Genomic DNA, 26,934 nt, shown 5'->3' with positions numbered 1-26,934 from the left:
GTTGACCCGTCGCTTTCGTTGCCGTTTAGTCATTCGGACCCTCTGCCTTTATTCAGCTTTATTAGAGTTCAAATAAAACCGAATAATTCCTTTTTCCCAACTTATTCAGTATGAGAATACCTTGCTCAGCCAACGTTTTCTATGCTAGCGGCCTGGCTGTAGCTTAGACAACTCGACCGAGCTGACTACAACAACTCATCAAAGCCGAAGCCGAGTCAGCTAAAAGCTAGCGAAATTCGGTGGCCGTGCGCCGTAATCAGTTCGGTTAGAGTCGGGATTCATTGACAACGCACCAAGACCAAGAGCTGTGCACGCGTTAGCCCAGTCGATCTGATCCTTCTCAGTTACCATGCCCCAATATATGTCGTCGGGACCGAGGCCACAGTCACACCAGCCCTCGCGCTTGATGAGGTCCGCTAAAGCCCAAGCAGGTGCCAAATGTGGCAGGGCTATACCCTCTCCCGACTGAACTCCATCTACGATTTCGCTGTACCATTCTTGCGGTTGCACAAGGATTTCAAAATGTTCGGCTAGCTGAATGCGGTGAGTTTCGCTAACAGCGACGGTAGGCACATATGGGATCTGGGTAGTCCAGCCGGCGCGACGAAGTATCTCAATGCCGATCACTAGTGCCGTAGGCGCCACCATACGAAAACCGAGTTCCCAGTTCGGATATTGGTGAGTAGCGATATTTGCATAAATTCCGCATAGCCCGGCCATCTCTTTCACTTTTCCATGACTTTTCCAACGGAAAAGCCGCTGCAGGCACTCCCGCGGCTTCCATCCGAATCTGATCGTCAAATCCGCAATATGGAAAACGGGTGGCAAAACGTCCAGGCCATCGAACGTCGGAATAACCATCTTATTGGGAGCGTTTCCTTCTAAATTTCCTGCTCCAGCATTTATTGGCATCGTAATATATTAGGAAAAATTTCTATTACCATTTTTCTCGATGGGCACGAATTTTTGAAAAATTCAAGCAATTATTTTATAGATTGCTATGAACGTTCTAATTCTGCATATCCAAAGCAGAGTTAGTCCGTCGACATTGTGGCTGAAGCTACGCAGAAAACACGCTCCAAACCTTTGTACTCATCGTCCGAAGAAGCGTTCTCAGAGGGTAAAAATCCCAGTCCGCCGACGGTCTCGCCGCCAATGGTCACGTAGATCGGAAAGTCGTCCTCTTCGTACTTTCCCACGAAAATTTCTCGGATTGAGGCCACGCTCCACTTATGCGCCAGCTCGTCCACAGCAGGAACTAGCATAAAAACATCGAGTAACTTACGCTTCTTATCCTTTTTTGTTGCCTTGCAGAAACCCAAGACATCCTCGTGCCGCCAAAAGATAGTCGTCTGGGAAAGCCACATTCTTCCCTGCCTGATAGCGTAATTTACAAATACGTATGGCGTTCCTAGATGAAGCGTCACAGCACGCCACGTAGTTACGCCAACTCCGCTTGAAAATGGAAACGTTGGGAGTGCATGCTCCTGTTGTGTTGTTAACACCTTGACCCCTCGATCTGACAATGAACACTATAGATTGTAGCCCTAAAGTGTTCGCCGTGCGTACATCGTGCCTTTTGCACGGGGTACTTTATGGGTTTACTGGAACGATTCGGCGCAGGGCTTCAGAGGGCAAGGAAGAACCGTGGGCTCACGCAGGAAGACTTCTCGGTGGTGTCGAGCCGCACCTACCTTAGTAGTCTGGAGCGGGGAATGAAATCGCCAACAATCTCAAAGCTTGAAGAGCTCGCGTCGGTGATAGGAATTCATCCATTGTCGCTCTTGATGCTAGCTTACATCACCGATACACCAGAGGGCCCCAAGGAACTCTGTGAACGAATCACAACTGAGATCCTCTCCATCAACAACCTGGTTGCAGGTAGCAAAACCAACTCCGAGTCGACAAGTGGGCAGTAGACCGCATACTGCAAGTGGACTTACATTCAGAAAACGCCTCATGGCAACACATGCTTTCCGCAAGTCCCGAGGGCTAGAATCGAAACAAATTCTGAACATTGTCGTGGCAGGGATGCTACAGCAGCAATAAAAAATTTTAGGGCTCTCTACCTCAAAGTGTAAAGATTACATAACGTCAAAATATGTAAAGTTTGAGGTTCCGGTTCTCCTATGAGAAACTACCGCCCGGGTCACGAGGGTATTCACATATGGAAGGACAGCTATGCGCTGCTGGACATCCTGATGACCTTGCGCGAGCGTGCTCCGATCCACTTCGACATCGTCGCCGTCAACCTCGACCAGAAACAGCCGAACTTCCCGGCCGACGTGCTGCCGGCCTATCTCGACAAGCTGGGCATCCCGTACCACATCGAGAACCAGGACACGTACAGCATCGTCAAGCGCCTGATCCCGGAAGGCAAGACGACGTGCTCGCTGTGCTCGCGCCTGCGACGCGGCATCCTGTACCGCGTGGCGGACGAACTGGGCTGCACGAAGATCGCCCTGGGCCACCACCGCGACGACATCCTCGAGACCTTCTTCCTGAACATGTTCTTCGGTGCGAAGATCAAGGGCATGCCGGCCAAGCTCGTCTCGGACGACGGCAAGCACGTCGTGATCCGCCCGCTGGCCTACGTGAAGGAAGCGGATACGGAACGCTATGCGGAAGTGAAGGAGTTCCCGATCATCCCGTGCGACCTGTGCGGCTCGCAGGAAAACCTGCAGAGAAAACAGATCAAGGCGATGTTGCGCGACTGGGAGAAGAAATATCCGGGCCGCGTGGAAAACATCTTCTCGTCGCTGTCGACCGTCGTGCCGTCGCACCTGATGGACCGCGAGATGTTCGGCTTCACGGACCTGAAGGCGGACGGCGTGGCGAATCCGGCCGGCGACATCGCGTTCGACGAGGAGCCGTGCTCGACGCCGGCGACGGGGACCATTCCGCTGCAGCCGCTGTAAGCCTTGCTGCTTCTGTCGCTTCGCGTGAATGTCGTTCCCGGCCGTCAGCCCGGCTGACCCGAACAACTTCTGATACCCAGCCACCTTCTCGCCATTGATGATGGCGGGATCGGTGGCGGCATACGTCATCGCCACCCCGACGCCGGGCGTGGCGAAGACGACGATGCCGCGCCCGTCCTCCACCCCGTCCAGCGGCTCCGCCACCACCAGCGTCTTCTCGACCGCCAGCCAGCGCATATTGGCGAATGGCCTTTGAACGTCTATGCCCAATGCATGGTTTGACATTGTCTGTGTAGTGTAGTTTCTTGATGAACTATTCATGAGATCGATTTCACTCTAACGATTGGCGGCCGAACACCCACTACGGGCCCGCAAAGCGATGTAATATTCCTACCTCTTTGTCACGCCCACCTGGATCCCTCATGCAAATCGGCCATCCTGCCGGTACCGCCCAGCCGGGCGGCGCCACTACCCACGCCAACACCCAGGTCGCGAGCCTGCGCGTTTTCGTGTTCGCCCTGTTCTTCACGTTCGGCGGCATCACGAGCCTGAACGACGTCATCATCCCGAAACTGAAAGACCTGTTCACGCTGTCGTACGCGCAGGCGATGCTCGTGCAGTCGGCCTTCTTTGCCGCCTATTTCATCGTGTCGCTGCCGGCCGCCGCCATCGTGCAGCGCATCGGCTACATGCGCACGGCCGTCGTCGGCCTGCTCACGATGACGGCCGGTTGCCTGCTGTTCATTCCCGCCTCCTCGTCCGGCATGTTCATCACCTTCCTGCTCGCGCTGTTCGTGTTGGCCGCCGGCATCACCATCGTGCAGGTCGTGGCCAATCCGCTCATCTCGATGCTGGGCGCCCCCGCCACCGCGTCCAGCCGCCTGACCTTCGCACAGGCCTTCAACTCGCTCGGCACGACCGTCTTTCCGTACGTCGGCGCCATCCTGATCCTCGGCTCGCTGGCCCACGTCGACCAGGCGATCCTGTCGGCCGACGCGCTCGCCGCCTACCGCGCGGCCGAGAGCCAGGTCGTCGTGCACACCTACCTCGCCCTGGCCGTCGCGCTGGCCGTCGTCGCCCTCCTTGTCTGGACGAACCGCAACAAGCTCGTCGAACATCCTCATCCCGCCGGCAGCATGTGGAGCGCCTTCGACCTGCTGAAACAGCCCCGCTTCGCGTTCGGCACCCTGTGCATCTTCCTGTACGTCGGCGCCGAAGTGGCCGTCGGCTCGCTGATCGTCAACTACCTGATGCAGCACGACGTGCTGGGCCTCGGCGCGGAAGCGGCAGGCAAGCACGTGCCGCTGTACTGGGGCGGCGCCATGGTCGGCCGTTTCCTCGGCGCCTACGTCCTGCGCATCTGCGCGCCGGGCAAGGTGCTGGCCGGCGCCGGCGCCACCGCCGCCCTGCTGCTGCTCGTCTCCGCCACCACGCAAGGCGCCACATCGGGCTGGGCGCTGCTCGCCATCGGCCTCGTCAACTCGATCATGTTCCCCACCATCTTCACGCTGGCGTCGGAAGGCCTGGGCGAGCGCGCGGCCGAAGGCTCGGGCCTGATCTGCGTGGCCATCGTCGGCGGAGCCATCGTGCCGTTGATCACGGGCTACGCCGCCGACGCCGCCGGCCTGCGCCTCGCGCTCGCCGTGCCCGCGCTGTGCTACCTGCTGATCCTCGTGTTCGGCTGGTACGCGCGCCGGCCGCTGCAGCACGGCTGAGCGTCAACCCGCGACATCCGTGCCCGCCGGGCTCACGCCGTCCGGCTGCCTGCGCGCCTGGCCGAGCTGGCGCAGCGCGCGGGCGTTGATGCGGTCGCGCTCGGCATCGCGCAGCCAGCCCCACTTGTCGAAGTAGCGCCACGCCGACACGCACCGCCACCAGAGCGCTGCCGACCGCCTGCGCCAGCCGCGCGCGCTTGTCTGGGTCGGGTCGCGCACAGGGTGACGCAACACCGTGACATGCGGCACGAACACGGTGCGCGCGATGCATGCGGTACGGCGCGCCAGGTCGACGGTGTCGAACCGCTGCAGGAAGCGCTCGTCGAACATGCCGGCGCGCAGCACGGTCTCGACCCGCATCAGCAGGCAGCAGCCCGGCGGCACCGGCACCTCCATCACCCGGCTGTAGCCGCCCGCATGCAGCTGGTAGCGCGCCAGCCTGCCGCTGGACCGGCGCAGCAGCGGAAAGCAGCGCCCCAGCAGCAGTTCCAGCGGCCCCGGCAGCAGGCTGCACAGCGGCTGCAGGCGCCCGTCCACATCCTGCACCCGCGGCGCCAGCAGGCCCACGTCGGGATGCTGCTCCATGTAGGCGACCATCCGGGCCACCGCGTCGAGCGGCAAGCCGATGTCGGGTGCAAGCAGCAGGTGATAGACACTCCCCGCCGCCGCGGCCTCGCGCAGGATGCGGTTATGGGCGCGCGCCTGACGGGGCCAGTCCGGTTGCGGGCGGTAGTGCGCCCCGTAGCGTCCAGCCAGCGCGGCCAGCGCTGGCTGTTGCGCATCGTCGACCAGGTAGACCCGCAGGTGCGGACAGGCCGTCGTGAGGCTGAGCAGCAGATGCTCGATCCGGTCCGCTGTCGCCCCGCCGCAGACGAGGCAGCAGCTGGCCCGGACGGCCGCGGCGCCCATGCTCAGCCCCCGCCGCGCGCGCGCGTTCGCCGGGCGCGCGGTGCATGCGCGGCACGCCGGTTAGTTGCAAAACGGAATTCCTTGTCCATGGCGCCCTCCATCGAACGAAACACATGGGTTCAGAGTGGCGCCGTGCGCGACGGTTGCAGTGGAATCGACGGCGCTTGCGCAGGATCAGACTGCAAGCATCTGCCGCCGACAAATGGATATGAAAGAGGTCGAACGGTTACAGCGCCACGTCGGTGCGCAGTACCGGATACAGGTTGAAACGCTCATCCCAGGACGGGTGGCGGCGCGCAAAGAATTCCAGGCGCGCGTGGGCATTCTTCGCGAATGCCGGATCGGTCTCGACCTTGCGCCGGAATTCGGCGGCCAGGGCCGGATCGCGCGCCATCTGTTCGCGCGCCACGTCCTCGGCCACGTATTCCTCCATGTATTCCTTGCGCTCGAAGGCGTTGTTGAACTCGCCCCAGGCCAGCAGCGAATCCGGGGCCTGCGGCTCGAACAGGGCCATGACGAGGCGCGCCTTGGGCTGGGCGATCGGCACGAACAGCGCACCTTTGCCGAGGTTGCGCGGCTCGGGCTTCCAGCTGCCTTCGACCTTCAGGCGCTGGTGCGATTCGAACGACGTCGGAGAGAACGTGGCCTGGTCGGCACGGAAGGTTTGCACGGGCGCGGCATCGACCGCCTTGTCGATCTTGCGGAACACGATGCCGTGTTGCACGAGCTTCGTCGCGACCATCTGCGCCCACGCGGCCGGCACGACGTAGCCCGCGCCCGGTGCCCGCACCTGCAGGTCGGCCACGACCTCGTCGCGCAGCGGCACGTGCCAGACCTGCGGCTTCGTTTCGTCGTAGTGCGTCATCAGCATGCCGGACACGTCGGACATCGTGCGCGTGTAGGCATAGCCCTGGAAGTCGACCATCGTGGTCTTGTCGGTGGTGCGGTACGTCAGCGCCACGGGCTGGCCGGCGATGTGCGTGGCGCGCGCGTCGGCGGCGCGTGCCGCCTGCGTCCATGCCGCGCCGTGGGCGGCCACCTGCTGCAGCACCGAGACGATGGCATTGTGCGTGATGCGCACGCGGGTCGGATAGTCCTTCCACGAGTGCGTCTCGACGAGCATGGCCATCCGGTTGCGCAGCTGGAAATAACCGGTCGAGAAGCGCGGATCGGAGACGCCGTCGACGAAGCCGGAGGCCGGGTCGTCCGTCTCCTTGAACGACATGTAATAGGACTGCGGCATCGAGCCCTGCTTGCTGATGTCGGCGATGACGTTCGCGCGCAGTGCCCGGCCGATCTCGCGGAATTCCGGGTCGCCCGAGTACACGGGTTCGACCTGGATGGAGACGTCGTGCTGGAACATCGCGCCGTCCGTGACGTGCAGGTCGACATAGGTCAACGGGTCCCACGCGTTCACCAGCGCCAGCATGGCCTGCATCTCGGGCGCGTCGGCCTTCACGTAGTCGCGGTTCAGGTTGGTGTTCTGCGCGGTGGTGCGCCAGCCCATCTCGACGGGGCCGCGCTGGTTCGGGCGGTTCCATTTCGCGAAGCGTTCATGGCCGTCGACGTTGAACACGGGGACGAACAGCAGCACCTGCCTGTCCAGCACGCCCGCCGCGACTTTGCCGTCGAGGATTTCACGCAGGGCGAGGAAGCCCGCGTCCTTGCCGTCGATCTCGCCCGCGTGGATGCCGCCCTGGATCAGCGTGACCGGCAGGTTCGCCTTGCGCGCCGCCTCGGGCGTGAACACGCCGCGTGCGTTGACGGCCAGCGCCAGCATCGGCCGGCCTTCCGGCGTCGTGCCGAACTGGAAGCATTTCACCTGCTTCGGATACGCCTGCTGGAAGGCGCCGCACAGCTTGACGACCTCGTCGTAGCGGCCCGTGGCCTGGAAGCCGGAGCGCTCCGAGACGGTGACGAGGTCGGGGGCGGCGTGCGCCAGGGGCGCAGCCAGCAGGGCCAGCAAGAACGCAATGCGGATCATCGATACACTCCGGCAGGATTGAAAAAGATTCAAGCCGGAAATTATAGATCGGTGATCCGGTCAGCGTGTGCGCGGCGGATAAATCGCGATCTCCTTCATCTGCGACCGCGCGATGTGCATCGGCACGCGATGCGCCCGCGCCGTCGATGCCGCCGGGCAGGCATTGGTGGCGCGGTACGCGAGCGCGGCGGCCAGCATGCCCTCGGCGGGATCGCCCAGCGCATGCGCCATGTCGTCGGACACGGCGCAGGTCGGCGCGAAGCCGTCGGCGAAATCGCCGAAGCCCTTCGCGTTCACGCCCTGGAACTGGATCGTGAAATACGTCGTGCCGCAGTTGTCCGCCGGCAGGAAGCCGTAGGGCTTGCCGCAGGTCGTCGCGCCGATGATATCGACCTGGACGTCCACCCCGCGCAGGCCGTTGATGACGGCTTCGCTGGCCGAGCACGTGTCGGACGTCGTCAGCACGGTCACGCGCTTCAGGCCCAGGTAGGGCAACGCCAGATTGCGCGGCGCGGAAAAGCCGTAGGCCGTGTTGCGGAACGGGATCGGGGCATCGGGCGCCGTCTTGTCGTTGTACAGCGCGCGCTCGAACGTCTTTCCGGCCGCGGCCGGTCCCGCGATCATGTACGCCAGTTCGCTGGCGACGTACAGCAGGCCGCCGCCGTTGTAGCGCATGTCGAGCACGAGGTCCGCCGCGCCCTGGTTCTTCAGGCTCGTGAACGCATTCACGAGCTGCAGTTCGGAGACGGCATTGTGGTCCTCGAAGCTCAGGTAGCCCACCTTGCCGGTCGGCGCGTCGATCACTTTCACATTTTTCACGGGCGTCGTCGTGACGACGGCGGACGTCAGCGCGATGTCCATCGTGGTGTCGCCGCGGCGGAGCGTGAGCGTGTGGCGCTCGCCCGCGGTGTCCGGCGACAGGCCGTCGTTCAGCAGCGCGATCTGCGCCTCGTCGGCGGTGTTGATGAAGTCGATGCCGTCGACGGCGGTCAGCAGGTCACCGCGCTGGATGCCGGCCGCCGCCGCGGGCGACCCCGGCTCGACGATCGCCGCGATCCAGGTGCGCGGCGCCGTCGTGGAGTTGACGGACCACGTCAGGCCATAGCCCGTATCCTGGCTCGCATTGGTCAGCGCGTCCCATTCCGCCGTCGTGTAGGTGAAATGGAAACGGTCCTTTTCCTTCCCCGACGCGGTCAGCGCGGGCGTCTTGAGCGCATCGAAATAGTCGAGCGTGTTGGTGTAGTCGGCCATGCGGACCGTCGACGGGATCTCGTTGTACCAGAGATAAGTCGCGTCGGTCCAGCCGCGCAGGAATTTCATCTCGTCCTGCAGCGTGCCCTGGCGGTCCGGGAACGCATGGCCCTCGGCGTCGACGCCCATGCGCGGCGTGGCGCACAGGTTTTGGTAACTGATGTAGTCGGACGGGATCGGGTCCGGGGTCACGGCCGGTGGCGTGGGCGTCGTGGTCGGTGGCGTGGGCGTCCCGGTGCCGGGATTGCCGGCGACGGGCGTCGAGGCGCCGAGGCCTGGACTCCCCCCGCCGCCGCCACAGCCGGACAGCGTGACGAGCGTCGCGAAAGCGCAGGCGAACAGTCGGGAAAAACGGGTCGGCGAAGCAGAGGTAGAAAGCGATTTCATGCGTCCGATTATAGACCCGGCCGCTTCGCGCAAATACATCCAACTGTAACAACGCCGCCTGCCGAATCCGGCAGGCGGCGTCGTGTCAAAAGATCGGCATCAGGCGGCGCGGGTGACGGTGCCGCCCGCGTGGAAGGCGGACACCAGTTCCGCTTCCTTGCGCTTGGCTACCTTGAGGTTGCGCTCCTTGACGTGGCCGAAGCCGCGGATATCTTCCGGGATGCTCGCGATGGCCACGGCCTGCGCCAGATTCTCGGCCGTCAGCCTGGGCAGCAAGCCCTCGATGGTGGCGCGGTATTCGCCGATCAGTGCGCGCTCCATCCGGCGCTCGGCCGTGTGGCCGAACGGATCGAACGCCGTGCCGCGCAAGCCCTTCAGCTTCGCCAGCACGCCGAAGGCCTTCATCATCCACGGACCGAATTCCTGTTTGACCAGGTGGCCTTCCTTGTCCTTCTTCGCGAACAGCGGCGGCGCCAGGTGGAACTTCAGTTTGACGTCGCCTTCGAACATGCCGTCGATCCTGGCCATGAACGCCGGATCCGTGTACAGGCGCGCGACTTCGTACTCGTCCTTGTAGGCCATCAGCTTGTGCAGGTAGCGCGCGACGGCTTCCGTCAGGCGCGTGCCCTTGCCCAGCTTGTCCTCGGCGGCGCGGACGCGGTCGACGAAGGCCTTGTACTGCGCCGCATAGCCGGCGTCCTGGTACGCGGTCAAGAGTTCGACGCGGCGCTTGACCAGGTCGTCGAGCGTCTGCGCGCGCTTGAACTCGATCACCTTCGCGGGCGTGACGAGCTTCTGCACGGACGGCAGGTCATGCGCCGCCGTGCGGCCCCAGTTGAAGGCGGCCTTGTTGAAGGCGACCGATACGCCGTTCAACTCGATCGCCTTCATGAGCGACGCTTCCTGCAGCGGCACGTGGCCTTTCTGGAACGCGTAGCCCAGCATGAACATGTTGGTGGCGATGGCGTCGCCCATCAAGGTCGTCGCGATGTGGCCCGCGTCGATGAAGTCGACATTGCCTTCGCCGCAAGCCTGCACGATGGCGCCGCGCGAACCTTCGGCCGGGAATTGCCAGTCCGGGTTGCGGATGAACGCGGCGGTCGTCGCGCCGGTGCCGTTGACGGCGGCCCACGTGCGGCCTTCGCCCATGCGCGACAGCGCGTCGCGGCTGGCCGTCACGATCTGGTCGCAGCCGATCACCAGGTCTGCGTTACCCGTGCCGACACGCGTCGAGTACAAATCGCCCTGGCGGTCCGCGAGGCGCACGTGCGACATGACCGGACCGCCCTTCTGCGCGAGGCCGCTCATGTCCAGCACGAGGGCACCCTTGCCCTCCACGTGGGCGGCCACCGCGAGGATCTGGCCGACCGTCACGACACCCGTGCCGCCGACGCCGGTGACGAGGATGCCGAACGGGTTCGTCGTCGCCGGGAGCTTCGGCATCGGCAGCGACGGCGGCGCCGCTTCGGCGGCCGTCTTCTTCGGCTTTTTGAGTCCGCCGCCTTCGACCGTGACGAAGCTCGGGCAGAACCCGGTCACGCACGAAAAATCCTTGTTGCACGAGGACTGGTTGATCTGGCGCTTGCGGCCCAGTTCCGTCTCCAGCGGTTCGACGGACAGGCAGTTCGACTGCTTCGAGCAGTCGCCGCAGCCTTCACACACGGCTTCGTTGATCACCGCGCGCTTGGCCGGATCCGGGTACGCGCCCTTCTTCCGGCGGCGGCGCTTTTCCGACGCGCAGGTCTGGTCGTAGATCATGGCCGACACGCCCGGCATCTCGCGCAGTTCGCGCTGCACGTCCATCAGTTCCGCACGGTGACGCACGGTGACGCCTTCGGCCCACGGATAATCGTCCGGATACTTCTCCGGTTCGTCCGTGACCACGATGATCGGCTTCACGCCTTCGGCCGCGAGCTGGCGGCTGATCTTGGCCGGATCGAGCGGGCCGTCGACGACCTGGCCGCCCGTCATCGCGACGGCGTCGTTGTACAGGATTTTATAAGTGATGTTGACCTTGGCCGCGACCGAGGCGCGGATCGCCAGCACGCCCGAGTGGTAATAGGTGCCGTCGCCGAGGTTCGCGAACACGTGCTTCTCGCCCGTGAACGGCGCCTGGCCGATCCACGTGACGCCTTCGCCGCCCATATGCGTGAACGTGGACGTCTCGCGGTCCATCCACAGCACCATGTAGTGGCAGCCGATGCCGGCCATCGCGCGCGAACCTTCCGGCACCTTGGTCGAGCTGTTGTGCGGGCAGCCGGAGCAGAAGTACGGGATGCGGTCGGTTTCCGGATTCGCCTTCGGGATGTTTTTGAGGATCAGTTCCTTCGCTTCGAGGAAGGCGATGCGCTCTTTCACGCGCTCCGCGACCGGATGACCGGCGCAGTAGTGCGAGATGCGCGACGCGATCGCGCGCGCGACCTGGGCCGGGTTCAGCTCGTAGTTCGCCGACAGCAGCCAGTCGCCCTGGCCGGAGCGGTTCTTGACGCTCCATTCGCCGGCGTCGTCGAACTTGCCGACGACGCGCGGACGCTCGCCGTCCGGCAGGCTGTACAGCTCTTCCTTCAGCGCATATTCCAGCACCTGCCGCTTTTCCTCGACGACGAGGATCTCGTCCAGGCCGCGCGCGAATTCGTGCACGCCGACCGAGTCCAGCGGCCACGTCATGCCGACCTTGTACACGCGCAGGCCGATGTCGCGCGCGGCCTGCTCGTCGATGCCGAGATCCGCCAGCGCCTGGCGCGTGTCGAGGTAGGACTTGCCCGCGGTGATGATGCCGATCTTGGGCTGGGGGCTGTCCCAGATGATCTGGTTGAGTTTATTGGCGCGCGCATAGGCCAGCGCGGCATACCACTTGTAGTGGTTCATGCGCACTTCCTGGTCCAGCACGGCGTCCGGCCAGCGGATGTTCAGGCCGCCCGGCGGCATCTCGAAATCCGCCGGCAGGATGGTCTGGACGCGGTCCGGATCGAGGTCGACGACCGCACCCGATTCGATGATGTCGGTCACGCATTTCATCGACACCCACAGGCCGCTGTAGCGGCTCATCGCCCACGCGTGCAGGCCGTAGTCGATGTATTCCTGCACGGACGACGGATACAGCACGGGAATGCCGCAGTGGTGCAGGATGTGGTCGGACTGGTGCGCCGTCGACGATGATTTCGCCGCGTGGTCGTCGCCCGCCAGCACGAGCACGCCACCGTTCTGCGCGGAGCCCGCGTTGTTGCCGTGTTTGAACACGTCGCCGCAACGGTCCACGCCCGGGCCCTTGCCGTACCACATGGCGAACACGCCGTCGTACTTCGCATCCTTGAACAGATTGGTCTGCTGCGTGCCCCAGACGGCGGTGGCCGCGAGGTCTTCGTTCATGCCGGGATGGAAGTGGACGTGGTGCGATTCCAGGTGTTTCTTCGCCTTCCACGCGGTCTGGTCGACCTGGGTGACGGGCGAACCCCGGTAGCCGGTGATGTAGCCCGCCGTGTTCAGGCCGGCCTTCAGGTCGCGTTCGCGCTGCAGCATCGGCAGGCGGATCAGCGCCTGGGTGCCGGTCATGAAGGCGCGGCCGCGCTCGAGCGTCCATTTGTCGTCGAGCGTGATCTCGTGCGGGGGTAGCGGTTCCAGCTGGCTGCGGTCCAGGGGGGCGTTCATGCGTGTCTCCGATTATGTTTGTCGTGTTTCGGTTCGGGCCAGTATAGACCCGTGTCACAAGCATTAAATTTCAATGAATTCCCCCCATCCGGCGATTTGCGCAATAAAATTGCGACACGTGCCCGTCCTGTGGAGAATTCATGTCAAAAATCGAGCTGGATAAAACCGATCGCAAAATCCTGGCCATCCTCCAGTCGGATGGCCGCCTGTCGAACCAGGACGTGGCCGAGCGCGTCAGCCTGTCGCCGTCGCCCTGTCTGCGCCGCATCAAGCGGCTGGAAGAGGCCGGTGTCATCCGGCAATATGTCGCCCTGCTCGATCCCGACAAGCTGGGCCTGGGCCTGCTGGCCTATGTGAATGTCCGCCTGGAAAAACACAGCGAAGGTGCGGCGAACGCGCGCGTGCCGGCGACGTCGCCGCGCTTCGAATTCGCCCAGGCCGTCTCGACCTGGCCGGAAGTGGTGGCCTGCTATGCGATGACGGGGGAGATGGATTTCCTGCTGCGCGTGCACGTGGAAGACATGGACCACTTCTCGCGCTTCATGATGAGCACCTTGCTGCGCCACCCGGCCGTGCTGGACGTCAAGTCGAGCTTCGCCCTGCAGCGCATCAAGGAAACGACAGCGCTGCCCATCGTTTGACGGTGTTTAGTAATAAGCACGAAACTCGTAGGCCGATGCGCGCGTACGTTTGACCCGGCGCGGCGGTCTCGCTAATCTCGACCTGGTCTCGGCCCGGCCGTCGCTTCAGGGGCGGCCGGTTCGTCTCCAGCCGGTGTGGTCCGGCTCTCTTTCCGATGCACCGGGCGCGCCCGGTCCGTCGGATTTTTTTGGCTGTGTTCGCGGTAATTCGGTAACCCGCTCGCCTAGCCGAGCTGGACCGCAGCGAACAGCAGATGAGCCGGCTTCGTGAGCCGACGATCGTCCAGCACGCGCTGCCAGCCCGAGTAATGGATCAGGTAGCGGCTCGCCACGCCGCGAAACCGCACCAGCCAGCTTTTGAACCGGCTGTGCCAGCTGTTCACGTTTTGAATGTGAATCGCGCCGCGCGCCCGGACGCCCGCTTCCACGTTCACCGCTTCATGCGTGATGCCGGCCTGCTCCGCGNCGCTGCCAGCCCGAGTAATGGATCAGGTAGCGGCTCGCCACGCCGCGAAACCGCACCAGCCAGCTTTTGAACCGGCTGTGCCAGCTGTTCACGTTCTGCACATGGATCGCACCGCGCGCACGAACGCCCGCTTCCACGTTCACTGCTTCATGCGTGATGCCGGCCTGCTCCGCGAAATGCTGATAGACGATGGCGCCGTCGGTGATCAAGAGGGCGTCGCCCGGCAGCACGGGTTTGAGGCACTCATGCAATTGCCCCACCGTCACCTGGCCGCGCCCCGTATGAAAGTCGAGCGTCCGGCCACTGCGGTCGCGCGCGACCAGCAGGCAATCGTGTTCCCGGTTGATACCGCGCCGCCTGGCGACGCCGCCACGTTTTCGGGGTGGCCGCGTCAGGTTGCGCGCCCCCTTCTGCGATTCGAGCCGATACGTCTCGTCGGCTTCGACGATGGCCGACAACGTCGCCGGCCGGTCGCGCATGGCGCCGGGCACGAACCGGTGGCGCCATCGGAAGCTGGTCGTGCGATGCACGCCGACGACTCGCGCGGCATCACGAACCGTGCGCGATTCGAGCACGCATTGCAAGTACGGCAGCCAGAGCTCCTTCTTGCGCAGCCGCGCCAGCGGCGTACCGGTCAATGCGTTGTGGCTGTGCCCGCAGCCGAGACAGCGGAAGCGCTGCAATCCGCTCGCATGGCCGCAGCGGTGCTTGCGGGCGCAGCGGCAGTGCGGACACGGCCGGCCCGCCGCCGCCTGCTCGATCAGGGCAATGCACTCGGCCGGATCCACGATGCCGGCGATCCATTCCCGTAGCCGAGACAGGTCGTCTGGCGACAACTGCACCGCCAACATGGCGAACAATTCGTCGAACGTCAGGCCGCGCATCGTCACTCCTCATGAGTTAACTCGACGATGCGTATGACCTCTGCAACGAATTTCAGTTCACATAAATAGCGCGAACACAGCCATTTTTTTGACCTACCAGCCGGTGATGCGACGCAGCTGCGGCAGCAGTTCGGCCGCCATGGCCGCATGCTGGGCCGTCGTCGGATGGCCGTTGACGGCGTCACCGGGTTGGTACGCCACCGGTGCGAGCAGGTGCACGCGTCGATCGCCCACGCGGCCCAGCGCTTCCTTCAGATAGCCGATCAGCGCCGCCTTCTTGTCGCCATTCAGCAGCACGCCTTCCGTCAGCGCGACCTGCGCGTGCGGATGGTCGCGCAGCACGCGGCGCAACAAGGCCGTGTACGTATCGACATACGCGACGCGCTCCGGAATGCCGGGATTGAAGTCATTGGTACCGATCGCGATGACGATCAGGTCCGCATCGTACGCAGCCTGGTTCCATTGAACAGGATGCGCCGCATCCGCGATCGCGAGATCGTAGAACGCGGGCAGCTGGAACTCGTCGGTCCGGTCGTTCCAGCTGCGCACGAGACCCCGGCCGCCATAGCAGACCAGTTGCACCTGCGCGTCGAGCGCACGCGCAGCCAGCATGCCGTACGACTGGCGTGGATTCCACCAATCGGGTGTGTCCTTGTCGCCGGCGCCCCGCTCCATGTCGGCACCGCACGTGACGGAATCGCCCAGCACGAGCACGCGCCGCCTGGGCAGCGTGGGGGCAGCGAGGAACCGGCCATCGGCCGAAAAGCGCGCGATGGATGCCACGCCCAGCCACGTTTCGCTGCGGTGCACGAGTTCGACGCGATGGGGGCCCGGCGCCGCACCCTTGAAGACGTCGTAGGATTTCACCTGCGGCGCCAGATGCAACGTGCCCGCGGGCTTGCCGTCCACGATGACGTCGACGAGGCTGTTGGCGCTGCCCGCCGCATCGACGGCGAGCCGTGTGCCATCGACGGCCAGGGACAACGTCACGCCGGGATAGCCGAAGCGCACCGTGCCGTCGGAGTCCGCCACCGTGCGGCCCATGCGCGCGACGTGCGCATCGGCAGCGACGATCGTCTGGTCGGCGGCCGCCGAAGCCGCGCACAAGACCAGTAGCGCGGACAGCAGCGGCCGACGCATCACGCCCCCTTCTTCAGGCGCAGCAGCAGCACGCCGTGCGACGGCACGGTCGCGTCGAGACGCTTGCTCGTGTCGCCCATCTTGCCGGTCCACGCATCCGTCCACTGCCAGGTGGCCTTCTTGAAATCGACTTCGCGCTTGGACAGGTCGTCGGCGATGGCGTTCTGCTTCCAGTCATAGTGCAGCGGCAGCGCGGACTCGCCGCGGTTCAGCACCATGAACGCCCACTCGTCGTTCGCGAGCGGCTTGGCCCACAGTTCGACGGGACCCTGCTTCCAGAAGCGCAGCGCCGGCACGCCCAGCGGGTCCTGGTTGAGGGCGATGACTTCGCGCCGGCCGATGATCTTCTTGACCGAGTCCGGCATCGAACGCAGGTCGTTGCCGAGGATGAGCGGCGAATTCATCATGGCCCAGATCGAGAAGTGCGCGCGGTCCTCGTCTTCCGTCATGCCCATGCCGACTTCCAGCATGTCCATGTCGTTCCAGTGGCCCGGCCCCGCGTGCTTGCGCAGGCCCGCCTGCATGTCGAGGATGCGCATCACGCCCCAGGCGGACCACGAGCCGGCGCTCTTTTCGCAATCCCAGCACGGGTAGATGTCACCCGTCGTGCGCCACGAGTGGCCGACGTCGGCCGCCCATTCCCACGGCTTGTTGTCGCCCCATTCGCAGATGCTGAAGAGGATCGGGCGGTTGGCGGCGCGGATCGCGTCGCGCATCGTCGTGTAGGCGCCGACCGCGTTCAGGCCCTTGGTCTCGCACCAGTCGTATTTCAGGTAGTCGATGCCCCAGGCGGCATACGTCTTCGCATCCTGGTATTCGTGGCCGCGGCTGCCGGGACGGCCGCCGCAGGTCTTGTCGCCGGCGTCCGAGTAGATGCCCAGCTTGAGGCCGCGCGCATGCACGTAGTCGGACAGCGCCTTCATCCCGGACGGGAAGCGCTGCGGGTCCGCCTGGATGTCGCCGTGCGCGTCGCGCGCGCCGTGCCAGCAGTCGTCGATGTTGATGTACTGGTAGCCGGCATCCTTCAGGCCCAGCTTGACCATGGCATCGGCCGTCTCGCGGATCAGTTTTTCGTCGATGTCGCAGGCGAATTTATTCCAGCTGTTCCAGCCCATCTGCGGCGTGGCCGCGAGGCCGTCGAATTTCTGCGCCCAGGCCGCGGCCGGGGACGCCGCGATGGTGGCGGCAAGGATCAGGGAGGCACTACGTTTCACTATTTTGCTCCAATCGTCTTCAGGCGTTTATCGTGGTCCGCGATCAACTTGAGCGAGCTGGCATCGCTGTCGAACACGGAATAAAGGCCCTGCTCTTCCTGCGGCGGATCGCCGACGAAATCGTTACCCGGCTTCCACCAGTAATCCGCATTGGCCGCACGCCCCGCACCGCCCCACGCCCAGAAATTCCAGCCGGCGACCGGATCGCCCGCTGCCGCGCGCTTCTCCAGCGTCGTGAAGACTGCGTCGTAGAAGCGGTCGCGCACCTTGGTCGAGGCCTTGATGTCGAACGAGCCGCCATCGCGGTTCAGGCCGAATTCCTCCAGCACGATCGGCTTGCCGAGCTTCTTCGCATAGTCGACGTGCACGTTCAGGTAGTGGCTGGCCTTCTCCATCATGCCGTTCCACGTGGCGTCGGGCTTCTTCGGATCGAACCAGCCCCAGTTCGTCGGCCACAGGTGGTACGTCAGGTAGGCGATGTCCGGCGTGCGGTGCGCATCCAGGTACAGCTGCGCATCCTGGGCGGAGCCGGCCAGGCCCTCGCTGCCCGTGCTGACCATGTGGCGGCCATCGAGCGAGCGGATGTAATGGGCGGTCTCGGCGATCCACTTCACGTACGTCGCCTTTTCCTGCGGCGTCGCCTTGCTGTTGCCGGGGCGCGGCTCGTTCGCGAGCTGCCACGACAGGATCGTCGGATCGTCGCGGTACGGTTTCTTCGTCACCGTGTTGGTGCGCTGGACGATCTTCGCGATCACGTTGCGGTATTCGGCCTGGGCGCGGGCGTTCGTGTAGAACGTCGCGTTTTCGGCCATGTAGCGTTCGTAGTCCTTGCTCACGTTGGGATCGTGCGCGGGCGAGCCGGTGAACCAGTTCAGGTACTGGGTCATCCCGCCGGACCATTGCCAGAAATTATTCAGGTAGAGCACGGCCGTCATGTCACGCTTTGCCAGTTCGGCCATCATGAAGTCCAGGCCTTGCAGCAGCTGCTCGTCGTACTGCCCGGGCGCGCTCGTCGTGGCGGGGCTGACGGCACTCTTCATTGCCGTCTTCTCCGACACGGCCAGCACGCGCACATTGTTGATGCCGAGCGCCTTCATACGGTCCAGCTCCTTGACGAGGCGGGCCCGCTGGCCCACGCCCGTCGGTGCGCCAAGATAGCCGCCGTACCAGAAGTTCGCACCGGCGATCATGTAGCGCTGGCCGTTGCGTTCGAAATGGCTGTCCTTGACGGCCACGAAGCCGCTGTTGTCTGCATGGGCTGCACCTGCCATCAGCAGGGTGGCGGCCAAGGCGATGTTGCCGAACTTGCGTTGCATGGTCGTAGTCTCCTCGCGCTCCTTGGGGAACGTCGTAATGTGGGATCATGCGCCGCCCACCGGGCGGTGGGCGGCAGAGGGATGGTGCTTACTTGCGCTGGCGGCCGCGCACGTCCAGCGTGGACGCCGGCAGGTCGACCGTCACGCTGGTCGCGTTCTTGCCGGCCGCGTCTTCGGCCAGCACCAGCTTGTACTTGCCCTTGGCGATGCGCCAGGTCTTGCTCTTCTCGTCGAACAGGCCGAGGATGCGCGGCTCGACTACGACGTCGACTTCCTTCGATTCACCCGGCTGCAGCGCGACCTTGTCCCAGCCGGCCAGGCGCTTCGGCGCTTCCCACTTCGCGGCCAGCGGCGACACGTACACCTGCGGCACGTCCTTGCCGGCGACGTTGCCCGTGTTCGTGACCTTGAAGCGCACGTGCAGGCGGCCGTCCTTGACCTGGCTCGCGAGACCCGAGTACGAGAACGTCGTGTACGACAGACCGTGGCCGAACGGGAACAGCGGGGTCAGGCCCTTCTGGTCGAACCATTTATAGCCGATGGCCGCGCCTTCCTTGTAATCGACGGTGAAGCGCTGCTCCGGCTGTTTCGGATCGCCATCCAGCGTCGGACGCGGCAGCTGCTGCTCGGAGACCGGGAACGTGGCCGGCAGGTGGCCGGACGGGTTCACGGCGCCGAACAGCACGCGTGCGATCGCTTCGCCGCCGCTCGTGCCCGGGTACCACGCTTCCAGCACGGCGGGGATCTTCGCGACCCACGGCATGGCGACGGGACCGCCCGTCTCCAGCACGACGACGGTGCGCGGGTTGGCGCCGGCCACGTTGTCGATCAGGGTGTCCTGGTTGTCCGGCAGCGCCAGCGACGTCGCGTCGTTCGCTTCGCCGATCCACTGCGTCGCGAACACGAGCGCGACGTCCGCCTGCGCGGCCACGCGTGCGGCGCGGGCCGGATCGGTGCCGTCGTCGTACACGACCTTCGCGTTCGGCGCCAGCGCCTGGATGTGACGCAGCGGCGACGACGGGTAATACACGACCGGACCCGGCCAGACCTTCGGCTCCAGGCCCGGCACGGCATTGCCGCCGACCGGATACACCTGCGACGAACCGCCACCCGACAGCACGCCCACGTCGGCATGGCCGCCGATGACGGCGATGGTCTTCACGTCCTTCGACAGCGGCAGCACCTTGTTGTCGTTCTTCAGCAGGACGATGCCCTCTTCCGCCGTCGCGCGGCTGACGGCGCCGTCTTTCGCGAAGTCGATCTTGCCGTCCTGCGCGACCGGATTGTCGACGACGCCCTTGGCGAACATGGCGCGCACGATGCGCGTGGCCATGTCGTCCAGGCGCGCTTCCGACACGTAGCCGTTCTTCACGGCTTCGTCCAGCGCGCCGCCGAAGTAAGGCGACTTGTCGAATTCCTGGCCCGACTGGCGGTCCAGGCCATTGTTCGCGGCCTGCACGGTGCTGTGCGTCGCGCCCCAGTCGGACATCACGTAGCCCTTGAAGCCCCAGTCCTTCTTCAGCACTTCGTTCAGCAGGTAGTCGTTCTCGCACGCATAGGTGCCGAATACGCGGTTGTACGAGCACATGACGGAACCGGCGTCCGACTGCTCCAGCGCGAGCTGCATCGCGAGCAGGTCCGACATGCGGGCCGCGGCCTTGTCGATGCGGACGTCGTGCTCGTTACGGCCCGTTTCCTGGTCGTTCAGCGCATAGTGCTTGACGGTCGAGATGACGTGGTTCGACTCGATGCCCTTGACGGCATGGCCGACCATCGTGCCGGCCAGCAGCGGGTCTTCACCGGCGTATTCGAAGTTGCGGCCGTTGCGCGGATCGCGCATCAGGTTCACGCCGCCGGCCAGCATCACGTTGAAGCCGGACAGGCGCGCTTCCGAGCCGATCATCGCGCCGCCGGCATAGGCCATCTGCGTATCCCACGTCGATGCGGTGGCGAGGCCCGACGGCAGCGCCGTGCGCTCGCGCGGGGTCGGGGTGGCCTGGGTGGCGACGCCGAGGCCGGCGTCCGTTTCCAGCAGGTCCGGCAGGCCGAGACGCGGGTTACCCGGCACGAAGCCGGCCGAAAACGGGATCGCGCCTTTCGGCGGCGTGGTGCCCTTCGGGGCGAACGACGTGCCGAAATAGCCGAACACCCAACGCAGCTTTTCTTCGCGGGTCATGGCCTTGACGGCGAGTTCGGCGCGCTTGTCGGCGCTCAGGGAACGGTCCAGCCACGGCTTCTGGGCCGGCGCGGCGGGCGCGTCGGCGGCGGTGGCGAACAGGGGGAAGGCGGCAGCCAGGGCGGCAACGAGGGTCAGTTGGTTCAAACGCATGGGACGAGGCTCTCTTAGGATACGGATCGTTATAGGTATACGAAGCAACGCCGCCACGTGGGAACCACGCGGCGGCAACAGGGATCAGGCGGTCAGACGGCCTTGATGTCCACGTACATGCGGGCGTATTTCGCGCCGAAGTACAGGATGTAGGCGTAGCAGACGGCCGGGATCAGGAACGACGTCTGCAGGCCGATCATGTCCGCGGCCTGGGCCTGGATGACAGGCACCACGGCGCCGCCGGCGATGGCCATCACCAGCAGGCCGGAGCCCTGGCTGGTCTGCGGGCCCAGTTCGTGCACCGACATGCTGAAGATGGTCGGGAACATGATCGAGTTGAACAGGCCGACGGCCAGCACGGCCCACATCGCGAAGTGGCCATGGCCGAACGTGGTCGCCACCAGCAGCGCGATGCACACGGCGGCGTTGAACGCGAGGACCTTGCCCGGGCTGACGGTGCGCATCACGGCCGAACCGATGAAGCGGCCGACCATCGCGCCGCCCCAATAGTAGGCGACGTAGTTCGCGCCGACTTCCGGCGTGAAGCCGGCGATGGACGTGTCGCCCATGTAGTTGATCAGGAAGCTGCCGATGCTCACCTCGGCGCCGACGTACACGAAGATCGCCAGCACGCCCAGCATCAGGCGCTTCTGCTTGAGGATCGAGCCGGTGCGCACCGTGCCCGTGTCCTCGTCACGGATGACCGGCAGGCGGATCACGGCGAACAGGATGGCCAGGATCGCCAGCGTGGCGGCCAGGCCCAGGTATGGACCCTGCACGGCCTGCGCCTGCGCCAGTTTTTCGGCGGCGGTCATGTTGTTCGGATCGGCGACCGTCGAGATGTGCGACAGGATCAGGTAGCCGCCGACCGGGGGGCCGACGAAGGTGCCGAAGGAATTCAGGGCCTGGGTCAGGTTCAGGCGGCTCGACGCGGTGGCCGGCGGGCCCAGGACGGTGACGTACGGGTTGGCGGCCACCTGCAGGATGGTGATGCCGCCGGCCAGCACGAACAGGGCGAACAGGAACAGCGCGTACACGCTGGTGGCTGCCGGGTAGAACAGCGCGGCGCCGACGGCGCACACGGCCAGGCCGGCGACCGCGCCGGCTTTGTAACCGATGCGGCGGATCAGCGCGCCGGCCGGGATCGACAGCAGGAAGTAACCGCTGAAGAAGGCCAGGTTCACCATCATCGCCTGTACGTACGTCAGGTTGTAGACCGATTTCAGGTGCGGGATCAGGATGTCGTTCAGCGACGTCAGCAGGCCCCACATGAAAAACAGTGCGGTGACGACGGTGAGCGGAAAGGTGTAGCTGGGCTGGGCCCGGTTGGCAGGCTCGACGGCAGCCTGTGGTGCACGTTCCATGGATAAGTCTCCTTGAGATGTTACCGCTAACAGGACGGCAACTTTTATTGTGAAAAGATTCTGCAGAAGCAGGGTAATGGGGTCAAACGGGGTATGCGATTCGCCGCGAAGTTTAGTCAGGTGCCACTAAACACGGCCTCCCCTCTTATGAAATCGGTTTCTTACATGAGAATATACCGGGCAAACAGCTGTTTAGTAAAGCCGACTAAACTTCCCTGTAAATGCATCTTCGCGTTTGACCAAGGGAATTTTCATATGCAAGACTCCATTCAAATGAGCGACGCCCAAGGCGTGCGCAGCAACGATATCGGAGACAACGTGAATCCCGTCACCTCACGCCCCCAGGCGGGCGACAGCCCCGCACCGGTCACGATCCGCGACCTGGCCAAGTACGCCGGCGTCTCGGCCGGCACGATTTCGCGCGCCCTGAAAAACGAGCCCGGCCTCACGGAAAGCACGCGCCAGATGGTGTTGTCGGCAGCCCACGAACTGGGGTATGACTTCTGCAAGCTGCGCCGCAAGCGCATCCGCCGCCTCACGTTCCTGTTGCATCGACAACACAATACGGCCGCCAGCAGCCCGTTCTACTCGCCCGTGCTGCACGGCGCCGAGGAAGCCTGCCGCAAGCAGGGCATCGTGCTGTCGTTCATGGCGGTCGGCCCGGCCGACGGCGTCACGGAACAGCTGCGCATGCACGCGCCGGACGCCATCGTGTGCGCCGGCTTCTTCGAACCCGAACTGCTGAACGCCCTGCGCGCCAGCGGCAAGCCCCTCGTCCTCATCGACATGAAGCTGCGCGGCTACAGCTCGGTCAACCCGGACAACCACATGGGCGGCTACCTCGCCACCCGGCATCTGATTTCGCTGGGCCGCGAGCGCATCGCCATGATCTCCGGCTCGCTCGGCCACTACAGCATCCGCGAGCGCAACCGCGGCTACCGCCAGGCCCTGTACGAAGCCGGCATGCTGGCCGACCCGCGCCTGGAGACGTGCCTGCCGGACGGCGTCGACCTCGAGACGGGCGCCTACGAAGCGATGCAGGCCCTGCTCGACCAGCCCCACCCGCCCGACGCCGTGTTCTGCTACAACGACGCCGCCGCCCTCGTCGCGATGCGCGCCTGCCTGGCGGCCGGGAAGACGGTGCCGCACGACGTCTCGATCGTCGGCTTCGACGACATCCCCGGCGCCGTGCTGGGCCACCGTCCGCTGACGACGCTGCGCATCAACAAGAAGGAGCTGGGCGCGCTGGGCGTCGAGCTGCTGCTGCGCGGTCCGCAGGATCCGCCGCTGGAACAGGTGGCGCCCGTGGAACTCGTCGTGCGCGCCAGCACCGTGTGCGAAGACTTCCGCACCCGTAAGTAAGTCACTCTTTATCCACCTACACCCACCATGCTTCCCGATTTCCATTCCCGCTCGACGCTGCTGCAGCACATCCGCCACACCCGCCAGTTCTACGACCCGCGCTGCGTCGACCCGAGCGGCGGCTTCTATCACTTCTACAAGGACGACGGCGCGATCTACGACGCGCGCACGCGCCACCTGGTGAGCAGCACCCGCTTCGTGTTTAATTTTTCGATGGCGTGGCGCCAGTTCCAGGAGCCGGCCGACCGCGAACGTGTGCTGCACGGCCTGGGCTTCCTGCGCGACGCGCACCGCAACCCGGAGACGGGCGGCTATGCCTGGACGCTGGACTGGAACGACGGACAAAAGAAAGTCACGGACGACACGAACCACTGCTACGGCCTCGCCTTCGTGCTGCTGGCCTACGCCCACGCGATCATGGCCGGCGTCGACGAGGCGCGCGCCTGGCTGGACGAGACCTACGACCTGATGGAGCGCCGTTTCTGGGAACCGGCGCACGGCCTGTACGCGGACGAAGCGAACGGCGACTGGTCGACGCTGTACCCGTACCGCGGCCAGAACGCCAACATGCATGCGTGCGAAGCCATGCTGGCCGCGTTCGACGCGACGGGCGACACGAAATACCTGTGGCGCGCCGAGACGCTCGCGCACAACATCACCGTGCGCCAGGCGGCCCTGTACGGCAACCTGGTCTGGGAACACTACAACAGCGACTGGTCCGTCGACCCGGACTACAACCGCGACGACAAGACGAACATCTTCCGCCCGTGGGGCTACCAGCCGGGCCACCTGACGGAATGGGCCAAGCTCCTCCTGATCATGGAGCGCCACAAGGACCGGATGGCCGGCCCGTCCGGCTGGCTCGTGCCGCGCGCGAAAGAGCTGTTCGACGCGGCGCTGACCAAGGCGTGGGACGCGCAGCACGGCGGCATCCATTACGGCTTCGGCCCGGAAAACGAAATCTGCGACGCCGACAAGTACTTCTGGGTGCAGGCCGAGAGCCTCGCCGCCGCCGCGCTGCTGGGCGCACGCACGGGCGATAAAGCGTACTGGGACTGGTACGACCGCATCTGGGCCTACAGCTGGGAACATTTCGTCGATCATGAGCACGGCGCGTGGTACCGCATCCTCGGCCCGAAGAACGAGAAGCTCACGGACGAGAAGAGCCCGGCCGGCAAGGTGGACTACCACACGATGGGCGCCTGCTATGAAGTATTGACCGTTCTCGTGAAGGACTGACATGGCGGACTTTCCCGTATTCGTCGCGGCAGGGGAAGCCCTGACCGACATGATCGTTGATGATGCCGGCGCCACGCGCTGGCACAGCGTGACGGGCGGCTCGACGTGGAACGTGGCGCGCGCGATGGCCAAGCTGGGCGCGCCCAGCGCGTTCGCCGGCGCCGTCAGCCGCGACGTGTTCGGCGACCAGCTGTGGCGCGCCAGCCTCGACGCGGGCCTGGACGAGCGTTTCGTCCAGCGCCTGGACAAATCGCCGCTGCTCGCGATCGTGCACCGCCTCGACCCGCCCAGCTATTTCTTCGTCGGCGACGACAGCGCCGACCTGCACTTCGACGCCACCCAGCTGCCGCAAGGCTGGATCGGCGCCTGCCGCTGGGCGCACTTCGGCGGCATCAGCCTCGCGCGCCAGCCACTGGCCGGCAAGCTCGTCGCCCTCGCCGAAACGCTGAAGGCACGCGGCGTGCGCATCAGCTACGACCCGAATTTCCGCGCGCTGATGGACGAGAACTACGACCCGACACTCCGGCGCATGACGGCCCTGGCCGACGTCGTGAAGGTCTCGGAAGAGGATCTCGTCGGCCTGCTCCGGACGAGCGACGCCGACGCCGCCTTCGCGACGCTGCGCGGCTGGAACCCGGACGCCACCTATCTGTACACGAAGGGCGCGGCCGGCGCCTCGCTGCATACGCCCGCGGGATCGTGGGAGATGACGGCGCCGCGCATCACGCCCGTGGACACGGTCGGCGCGGGCGACGCCAGCATCGCCGCGCTCGCGTGGAGCATGCTGCACGCGCCCGAACGCGATGGCCTCGCGCACCTGCGCTTCGCCGTGGCGGCGGGCGCCGCGGCCTGCCTCGCGGCCGGTGCCACGCCGCCGTCGCTGGCTGCCATCGATACGCTGCTGGCCGGGATGCACGCCTGAATCACCAGCAGTTTTCGAAGGTGACACCTACCGTAAAACCGGACAGCGTCGTGCCAAAGATGCCGTTCGCGGCCAGCGGATCGTTCGTCCGCGCGGCCGCGCGCGCGGCCTCGTTCCAGCGCGCGTGCGTGACGAACAGGCGCAGTTCCGGACGGTCGAAATAGCCGGGCTTCGACATCAGCGCGACGGCGCCCGTGACCTTGGTCAGCCGGCGCACGTCGCCGTTCTGCGGCGCCACGCGGTCATGGCCGATATCCGCCAGCAGCTTTATCTTGTCGGACAGCGCGTACGACATGCGCCCGCCCGCCGATGCCCACGTCTTCGCTTTCGCCGCATCGTGCGCGGTATCCCGCTGCCACACGGCGACCAGTTCGCCGCCGAATCGACGCGTGACCTGCGCATACCAGCTGTCGATGATGCGCAGCCGGTGCACGTCGTCGCCGCTCGTGATGTCGCCCGTCGCGCCATTGTCGGTGCCGGCGCCCGTCCCCCACTGCACCGCGAGGCGGTTGTCGCCCGCGCCACCAAGGATCTTCTGCCGGTGCTGCACGGTGACCATCGAGCCGCCGTGGTGACCGGGCGTACCGTCGCTGCGGATCAGCGCGAGTCCGAATTCCAGCGTACCGCCCGGATTCACGGGCACGCCGCGCAACTGGAAATCGTGGCGGTTCGCCGTGTCGCCGACGCGCATGATCGGCATCGTCTGCTGGTCGTCGTGCAGGTAGGCGTAGCTGAACTTCATGGGCCCCAGCGGCACGTCCTCGATGCCGACGCCCATGCCGGACGGATTCCAGTACAGGAAGTCGTTGACGTTCGCGCCTTCGCGCTTGTAGTAGCGGCGCCCGATCCACAGCGCGGCGTCACCGAGTCCGCTCACGTGTTCGATGGCGAGGTACGCCTGCGGCAGGCCGATCTTCCAGCCGCCCTGCGGCCGCCTTGCATTGTTCGACGCGGCCGCGTTGCCCAGGTTGAGCATCGCGTACGCCTTCACGTCCTCACCGGCGTCGCCCTGCACGAGGTGCTGGCCCAGCAGCATTTCGCCGTAGACGCCGCACTCGTTGCCGAGCCGGTACTTGGCGCCCGCGCCGGCCAGGCCGAAGCAGGTCTGGCCGCCGCCTTCGGAATTCGCGGCCGCGTTGGCGCGCAGGTAGTTCTGGACGTCCGCGGCGGACGCGGGAAAGCAGAACGCGAGCGCGAGCGCGAGCGCGAGCAGCGCCGGCGCGATGGTTGGCATGCGCATGGTGT

21 protein-coding genes are annotated in these 26,934 nt (G+C 65.1%); 8 read left to right on the top strand and 13 right to left on the bottom strand.

Annotated elements, in window-relative coordinates; genetic code table 11:
• Positions 1-219: 219 nt before the first annotated feature.
• Positions 220-861, bottom strand: a complete 642-nt coding sequence (locus tag ASD28_RS32050; protein WP_156403968.1) for a hypothetical protein — start codon at positions 859-861, stop codon at positions 220-222.
• A gap of 173 nt (positions 862-1,034) precedes the next feature.
• Positions 1,035-1,367 carry a hypothetical protein gene (locus tag ASD28_RS24315; protein ID WP_056134593.1) on the bottom strand — a complete coding sequence of 111 codons (333 nt, stop codon included), beginning with the start codon at positions 1,365-1,367 and terminating at the stop codon, positions 1,035-1,037.
• A gap of 228 nt (positions 1,368-1,595) precedes the next feature.
• Here ASD28_RS24315 and ASD28_RS31345 point away from each other — a divergent pair, with 228 nt between their 5' ends.
• The 4 genes from ASD28_RS31345 to ASD28_RS24305 all read left to right on the top strand — a co-directional run bounded on the left by ASD28_RS31345 (position 1,596) and on the right by ASD28_RS24305 (position 4,633).
• The gene (locus ASD28_RS31345) at positions 1,596-1,919 is read left to right on the top strand and encodes a helix-turn-helix transcriptional regulator (protein ID WP_082577602.1); all 324 of its coding nucleotides are present in this window, start codon (positions 1,596-1,598) and stop codon (positions 1,917-1,919) included.
• A gap of 210 nt (positions 1,920-2,129) precedes the next feature.
• Complete coding sequence (ttcA, locus tag ASD28_RS24310; RefSeq protein ID WP_229412287.1) at positions 2,130-2,918, top strand: tRNA 2-thiocytidine(32) synthetase TtcA; 789 nt, start codon at positions 2,130-2,132, stop codon at positions 2,916-2,918.
• Between the two features lie 112 nt (positions 2,919-3,030).
• Positions 3,031-3,174 carry a hypothetical protein gene (locus tag ASD28_RS32045; RefSeq protein WP_156403969.1) on the top strand — a complete coding sequence of 48 codons (144 nt, stop codon included), beginning with the start codon at positions 3,031-3,033 and terminating at the stop codon, positions 3,172-3,174.
• A 166-nt stretch (positions 3,175-3,340) separates the two neighbouring features.
• Positions 3,341-4,633, top strand: coding sequence for a sugar MFS transporter (locus ASD28_RS24305; RefSeq protein WP_056134590.1), 1,293 nt, complete (start codon positions 3,341-3,343; stop codon positions 4,631-4,633).
• A 3-nt stretch (positions 4,634-4,636) separates the two neighbouring features.
• Here ASD28_RS24305 and ASD28_RS24300 read toward each other — a convergent pair whose 3' ends face one another.
• The 4 genes from ASD28_RS24300 to ASD28_RS24285 form a co-directional block, all read right to left on the bottom strand.
• Positions 4,637-5,254 carry a glycosyltransferase family 2 protein gene (locus tag ASD28_RS24300; protein WP_156403970.1) on the bottom strand — a complete coding sequence of 206 codons (618 nt, stop codon included), beginning with the start codon at positions 5,252-5,254 and terminating at the stop codon, positions 4,637-4,639.
• Positions 5,255-5,768: 514 nt separating this feature from the next.
• On the bottom strand, positions 5,769-7,526 hold the full coding sequence (locus ASD28_RS24295; protein ID WP_056134584.1) for a M14 family metallopeptidase: 1,758 nt from the start codon (positions 7,524-7,526) through the stop codon (positions 5,769-5,771).
• A gap of 60 nt (positions 7,527-7,586) precedes the next feature.
• Entirely contained in the window at positions 7,587-9,164 is a 1,578-nt protein-coding gene (locus tag ASD28_RS24290; RefSeq protein ID WP_082577603.1) for a S41 family peptidase, read from the bottom strand.
• 99 nt (positions 9,165-9,263) lie between these two features.
• Positions 9,264-12,812 carry an indolepyruvate ferredoxin oxidoreductase family protein gene (locus ASD28_RS24285; protein WP_056134580.1) on the bottom strand — a complete coding sequence of 1,183 codons (3,549 nt, stop codon included), beginning with the start codon at positions 12,810-12,812 and terminating at the stop codon, positions 9,264-9,266.
• A gap of 140 nt (positions 12,813-12,952) precedes the next feature.
• On the opposite strand from ASD28_RS24285, the gene ASD28_RS24280 reads away from it, so the two are divergent.
• A complete protein-coding gene (locus ASD28_RS24280) occupies positions 12,953-13,453 on the top strand; it encodes an Lrp/AsnC family transcriptional regulator (protein ID WP_036230990.1) in 501 nt (166 codons plus the stop codon).
• Positions 13,454-13,919: 466 nt separating this feature from the next.
• Here ASD28_RS24280 and ASD28_RS32535 read toward each other — a convergent pair.
• The 6 genes from ASD28_RS32535 to ASD28_RS24245 form a co-directional block, all read right to left on the bottom strand.
• Positions 13,920-14,803, bottom strand: an 884-nt coding sequence (locus tag ASD28_RS32535) for an IS1595 family transposase (RefSeq protein ID WP_373994866.1), incomplete at its 3' end; no start/stop codon positions are given.
• Positions 14,804-14,896: 93 nt separating this feature from the next.
• Complete coding sequence (gene axe2C / locus ASD28_RS24265; RefSeq protein ID WP_056134572.1) at positions 14,897-15,943, bottom strand: bifunctional acetylxylan esterase/glucomannan deacetylase AxeC2; 1,047 nt, start codon at positions 15,941-15,943, stop codon at positions 14,897-14,899.
• Positions 15,943-17,157: a glycoside hydrolase family 27 protein gene (locus tag ASD28_RS24260; protein ID WP_229412288.1), complete on the bottom strand. Its 1,215-nt coding sequence runs from the start codon at positions 17,155-17,157 to the stop codon at positions 15,943-15,945. The genes axe2C and ASD28_RS24260 overlap by 1 nt, the downstream gene beginning before the upstream one ends.
• Positions 17,157-18,473, bottom strand: coding sequence for a cellulase family glycosylhydrolase (locus ASD28_RS24255; protein ID WP_056134568.1), 1,317 nt, complete (start codon positions 18,471-18,473; stop codon positions 17,157-17,159). Before ASD28_RS24255 ends, ASD28_RS24260 begins: the two co-directional genes overlap by 1 nt.
• Positions 18,474-18,561: 88 nt before the next feature.
• Complete coding sequence (locus tag ASD28_RS24250) at positions 18,562-20,802, bottom strand: glycoside hydrolase family 3 C-terminal domain-containing protein (RefSeq protein WP_056134565.1); 2,241 nt, start codon at positions 20,800-20,802, stop codon at positions 18,562-18,564.
• Between the two features lie 92 nt (positions 20,803-20,894).
• Positions 20,895-22,166, bottom strand: a complete 1,272-nt coding sequence (locus tag ASD28_RS24245; protein ID WP_056134562.1) for a sugar MFS transporter — start codon at positions 22,164-22,166, stop codon at positions 20,895-20,897.
• A gap of 273 nt (positions 22,167-22,439) precedes the next feature.
• Between ASD28_RS24245 and ASD28_RS24240 the strand changes: the two genes are divergently transcribed.
• From ASD28_RS24240 to ASD28_RS24230, 3 genes are read left to right on the top strand one after another with little or no spacing between them, the layout of a single operon-like run.
• On the top strand, positions 22,440-23,528 hold the full coding sequence (locus ASD28_RS24240) for a LacI family DNA-binding transcriptional regulator (RefSeq protein WP_082577604.1): 1,089 nt from the start codon (positions 22,440-22,442) through the stop codon (positions 23,526-23,528).
• Positions 23,529-23,555: 27 nt separating this feature from the next.
• A complete protein-coding gene (locus tag ASD28_RS24235) occupies positions 23,556-24,767 on the top strand; it encodes an AGE family epimerase/isomerase (RefSeq protein WP_056134560.1) in 1,212 nt (403 codons plus the stop codon).
• A 1-nt stretch (position 24,768) separates the two neighbouring features.
• Complete coding sequence (locus ASD28_RS24230) at positions 24,769-25,689, top strand: carbohydrate kinase (protein ID WP_056134558.1); 921 nt, start codon at positions 24,769-24,771, stop codon at positions 25,687-25,689.
• A gap of 1 nt (position 25,690) precedes the next feature.
• On the opposite strand, the gene ASD28_RS24225 is transcribed toward ASD28_RS24230, so the two are convergent.
• The gene (locus ASD28_RS24225; RefSeq protein WP_056134555.1) at positions 25,691-26,929 is read right to left on the bottom strand and encodes a carbohydrate porin; all 1,239 of its coding nucleotides are present in this window, start codon (positions 26,927-26,929) and stop codon (positions 25,691-25,693) included.
• Positions 26,930-26,934 lie beyond the last annotated feature (5 nt).

The sequence above is a fragment of the Massilia sp. Root133 genome (assembly GCF_001426525.1).
GTDB lineage: Bacteria > Pseudomonadota > Gammaproteobacteria > Burkholderiales > Burkholderiaceae_D > Telluria > Telluria orientalis.
The sequence above is the reverse complement of the archived record's forward strand: the minus strand, read 5'-3'. Positions and strand labels throughout refer to the sequence as shown.

Coding starts and splice junctions, on each gene's coding strand:
- ASD28_RS32050 (WP_156403968.1), bottom strand. CDS start 861: ATGGTTATTCCGACGTTCGATGGCCTGGACGTTTTGCCACCCGTTTTC.
- ASD28_RS24315 (WP_056134593.1), bottom strand. CDS start 1,367: ATGTGGCTTTCCCAGACGACTATCTTTTGGCGGCACGAGGATGTCTTG.
- ASD28_RS31345 (WP_082577602.1), top strand. CDS start 1,596: ATGGGTTTACTGGAACGATTCGGCGCAGGGCTTCAGAGGGCAAGGAAG.
- ttcA (WP_229412287.1), top strand. CDS start 2,130: ATGAGAAACTACCGCCCGGGTCACGAGGGTATTCACATATGGAAGGAC.
- ASD28_RS24305 (WP_056134590.1), top strand. CDS start 3,341: ATGCAAATCGGCCATCCTGCCGGTACCGCCCAGCCGGGCGGCGCCACT.
- ASD28_RS24295 (WP_056134584.1), bottom strand. CDS start 7,526: ATGATCCGCATTGCGTTCTTGCTGGCCCTGCTGGCTGCGCCCCTGGCG.
- ASD28_RS24290 (WP_082577603.1), bottom strand. CDS start 9,164: ATGAAATCGCTTTCTACCTCTGCTTCGCCGACCCGTTTTTCCCGACTG.
- ASD28_RS24285 (WP_056134580.1), bottom strand. CDS start 12,812: ATGAACGCCCCCCTGGACCGCAGCCAGCTGGAACCGCTACCCCCGCAC.
- ASD28_RS24280 (WP_036230990.1), top strand. CDS start 12,953: ATGTCAAAAATCGAGCTGGATAAAACCGATCGCAAAATCCTGGCCATC.
- axe2C (WP_056134572.1), bottom strand. CDS start 15,943: ATGCGTCGGCCGCTGCTGTCCGCGCTACTGGTCTTGTGCGCGGCTTCG.
- ASD28_RS24255 (WP_056134568.1), bottom strand. CDS start 18,473: ATGCAACGCAAGTTCGGCAACATCGCCTTGGCCGCCACCCTGCTGATG.
- ASD28_RS24250 (WP_056134565.1), bottom strand. CDS start 20,802: ATGCGTTTGAACCAACTGACCCTCGTTGCCGCCCTGGCTGCCGCCTTC.
- ASD28_RS24245 (WP_056134562.1), bottom strand. CDS start 22,166: ATGGAACGTGCACCACAGGCTGCCGTCGAGCCTGCCAACCGGGCCCAG.
- ASD28_RS24240 (WP_082577604.1), top strand. CDS start 22,440: ATGAGCGACGCCCAAGGCGTGCGCAGCAACGATATCGGAGACAACGTG.
- ASD28_RS24235 (WP_056134560.1), top strand. CDS start 23,556: ATGCTTCCCGATTTCCATTCCCGCTCGACGCTGCTGCAGCACATCCGC.
- ASD28_RS24230 (WP_056134558.1), top strand. CDS start 24,769: ATGGCGGACTTTCCCGTATTCGTCGCGGCAGGGGAAGCCCTGACCGAC.
- ASD28_RS24225 (WP_056134555.1), bottom strand. CDS start 26,929: ATGCGCATGCCAACCATCGCGCCGGCGCTGCTCGCGCTCGCGCTCGCG.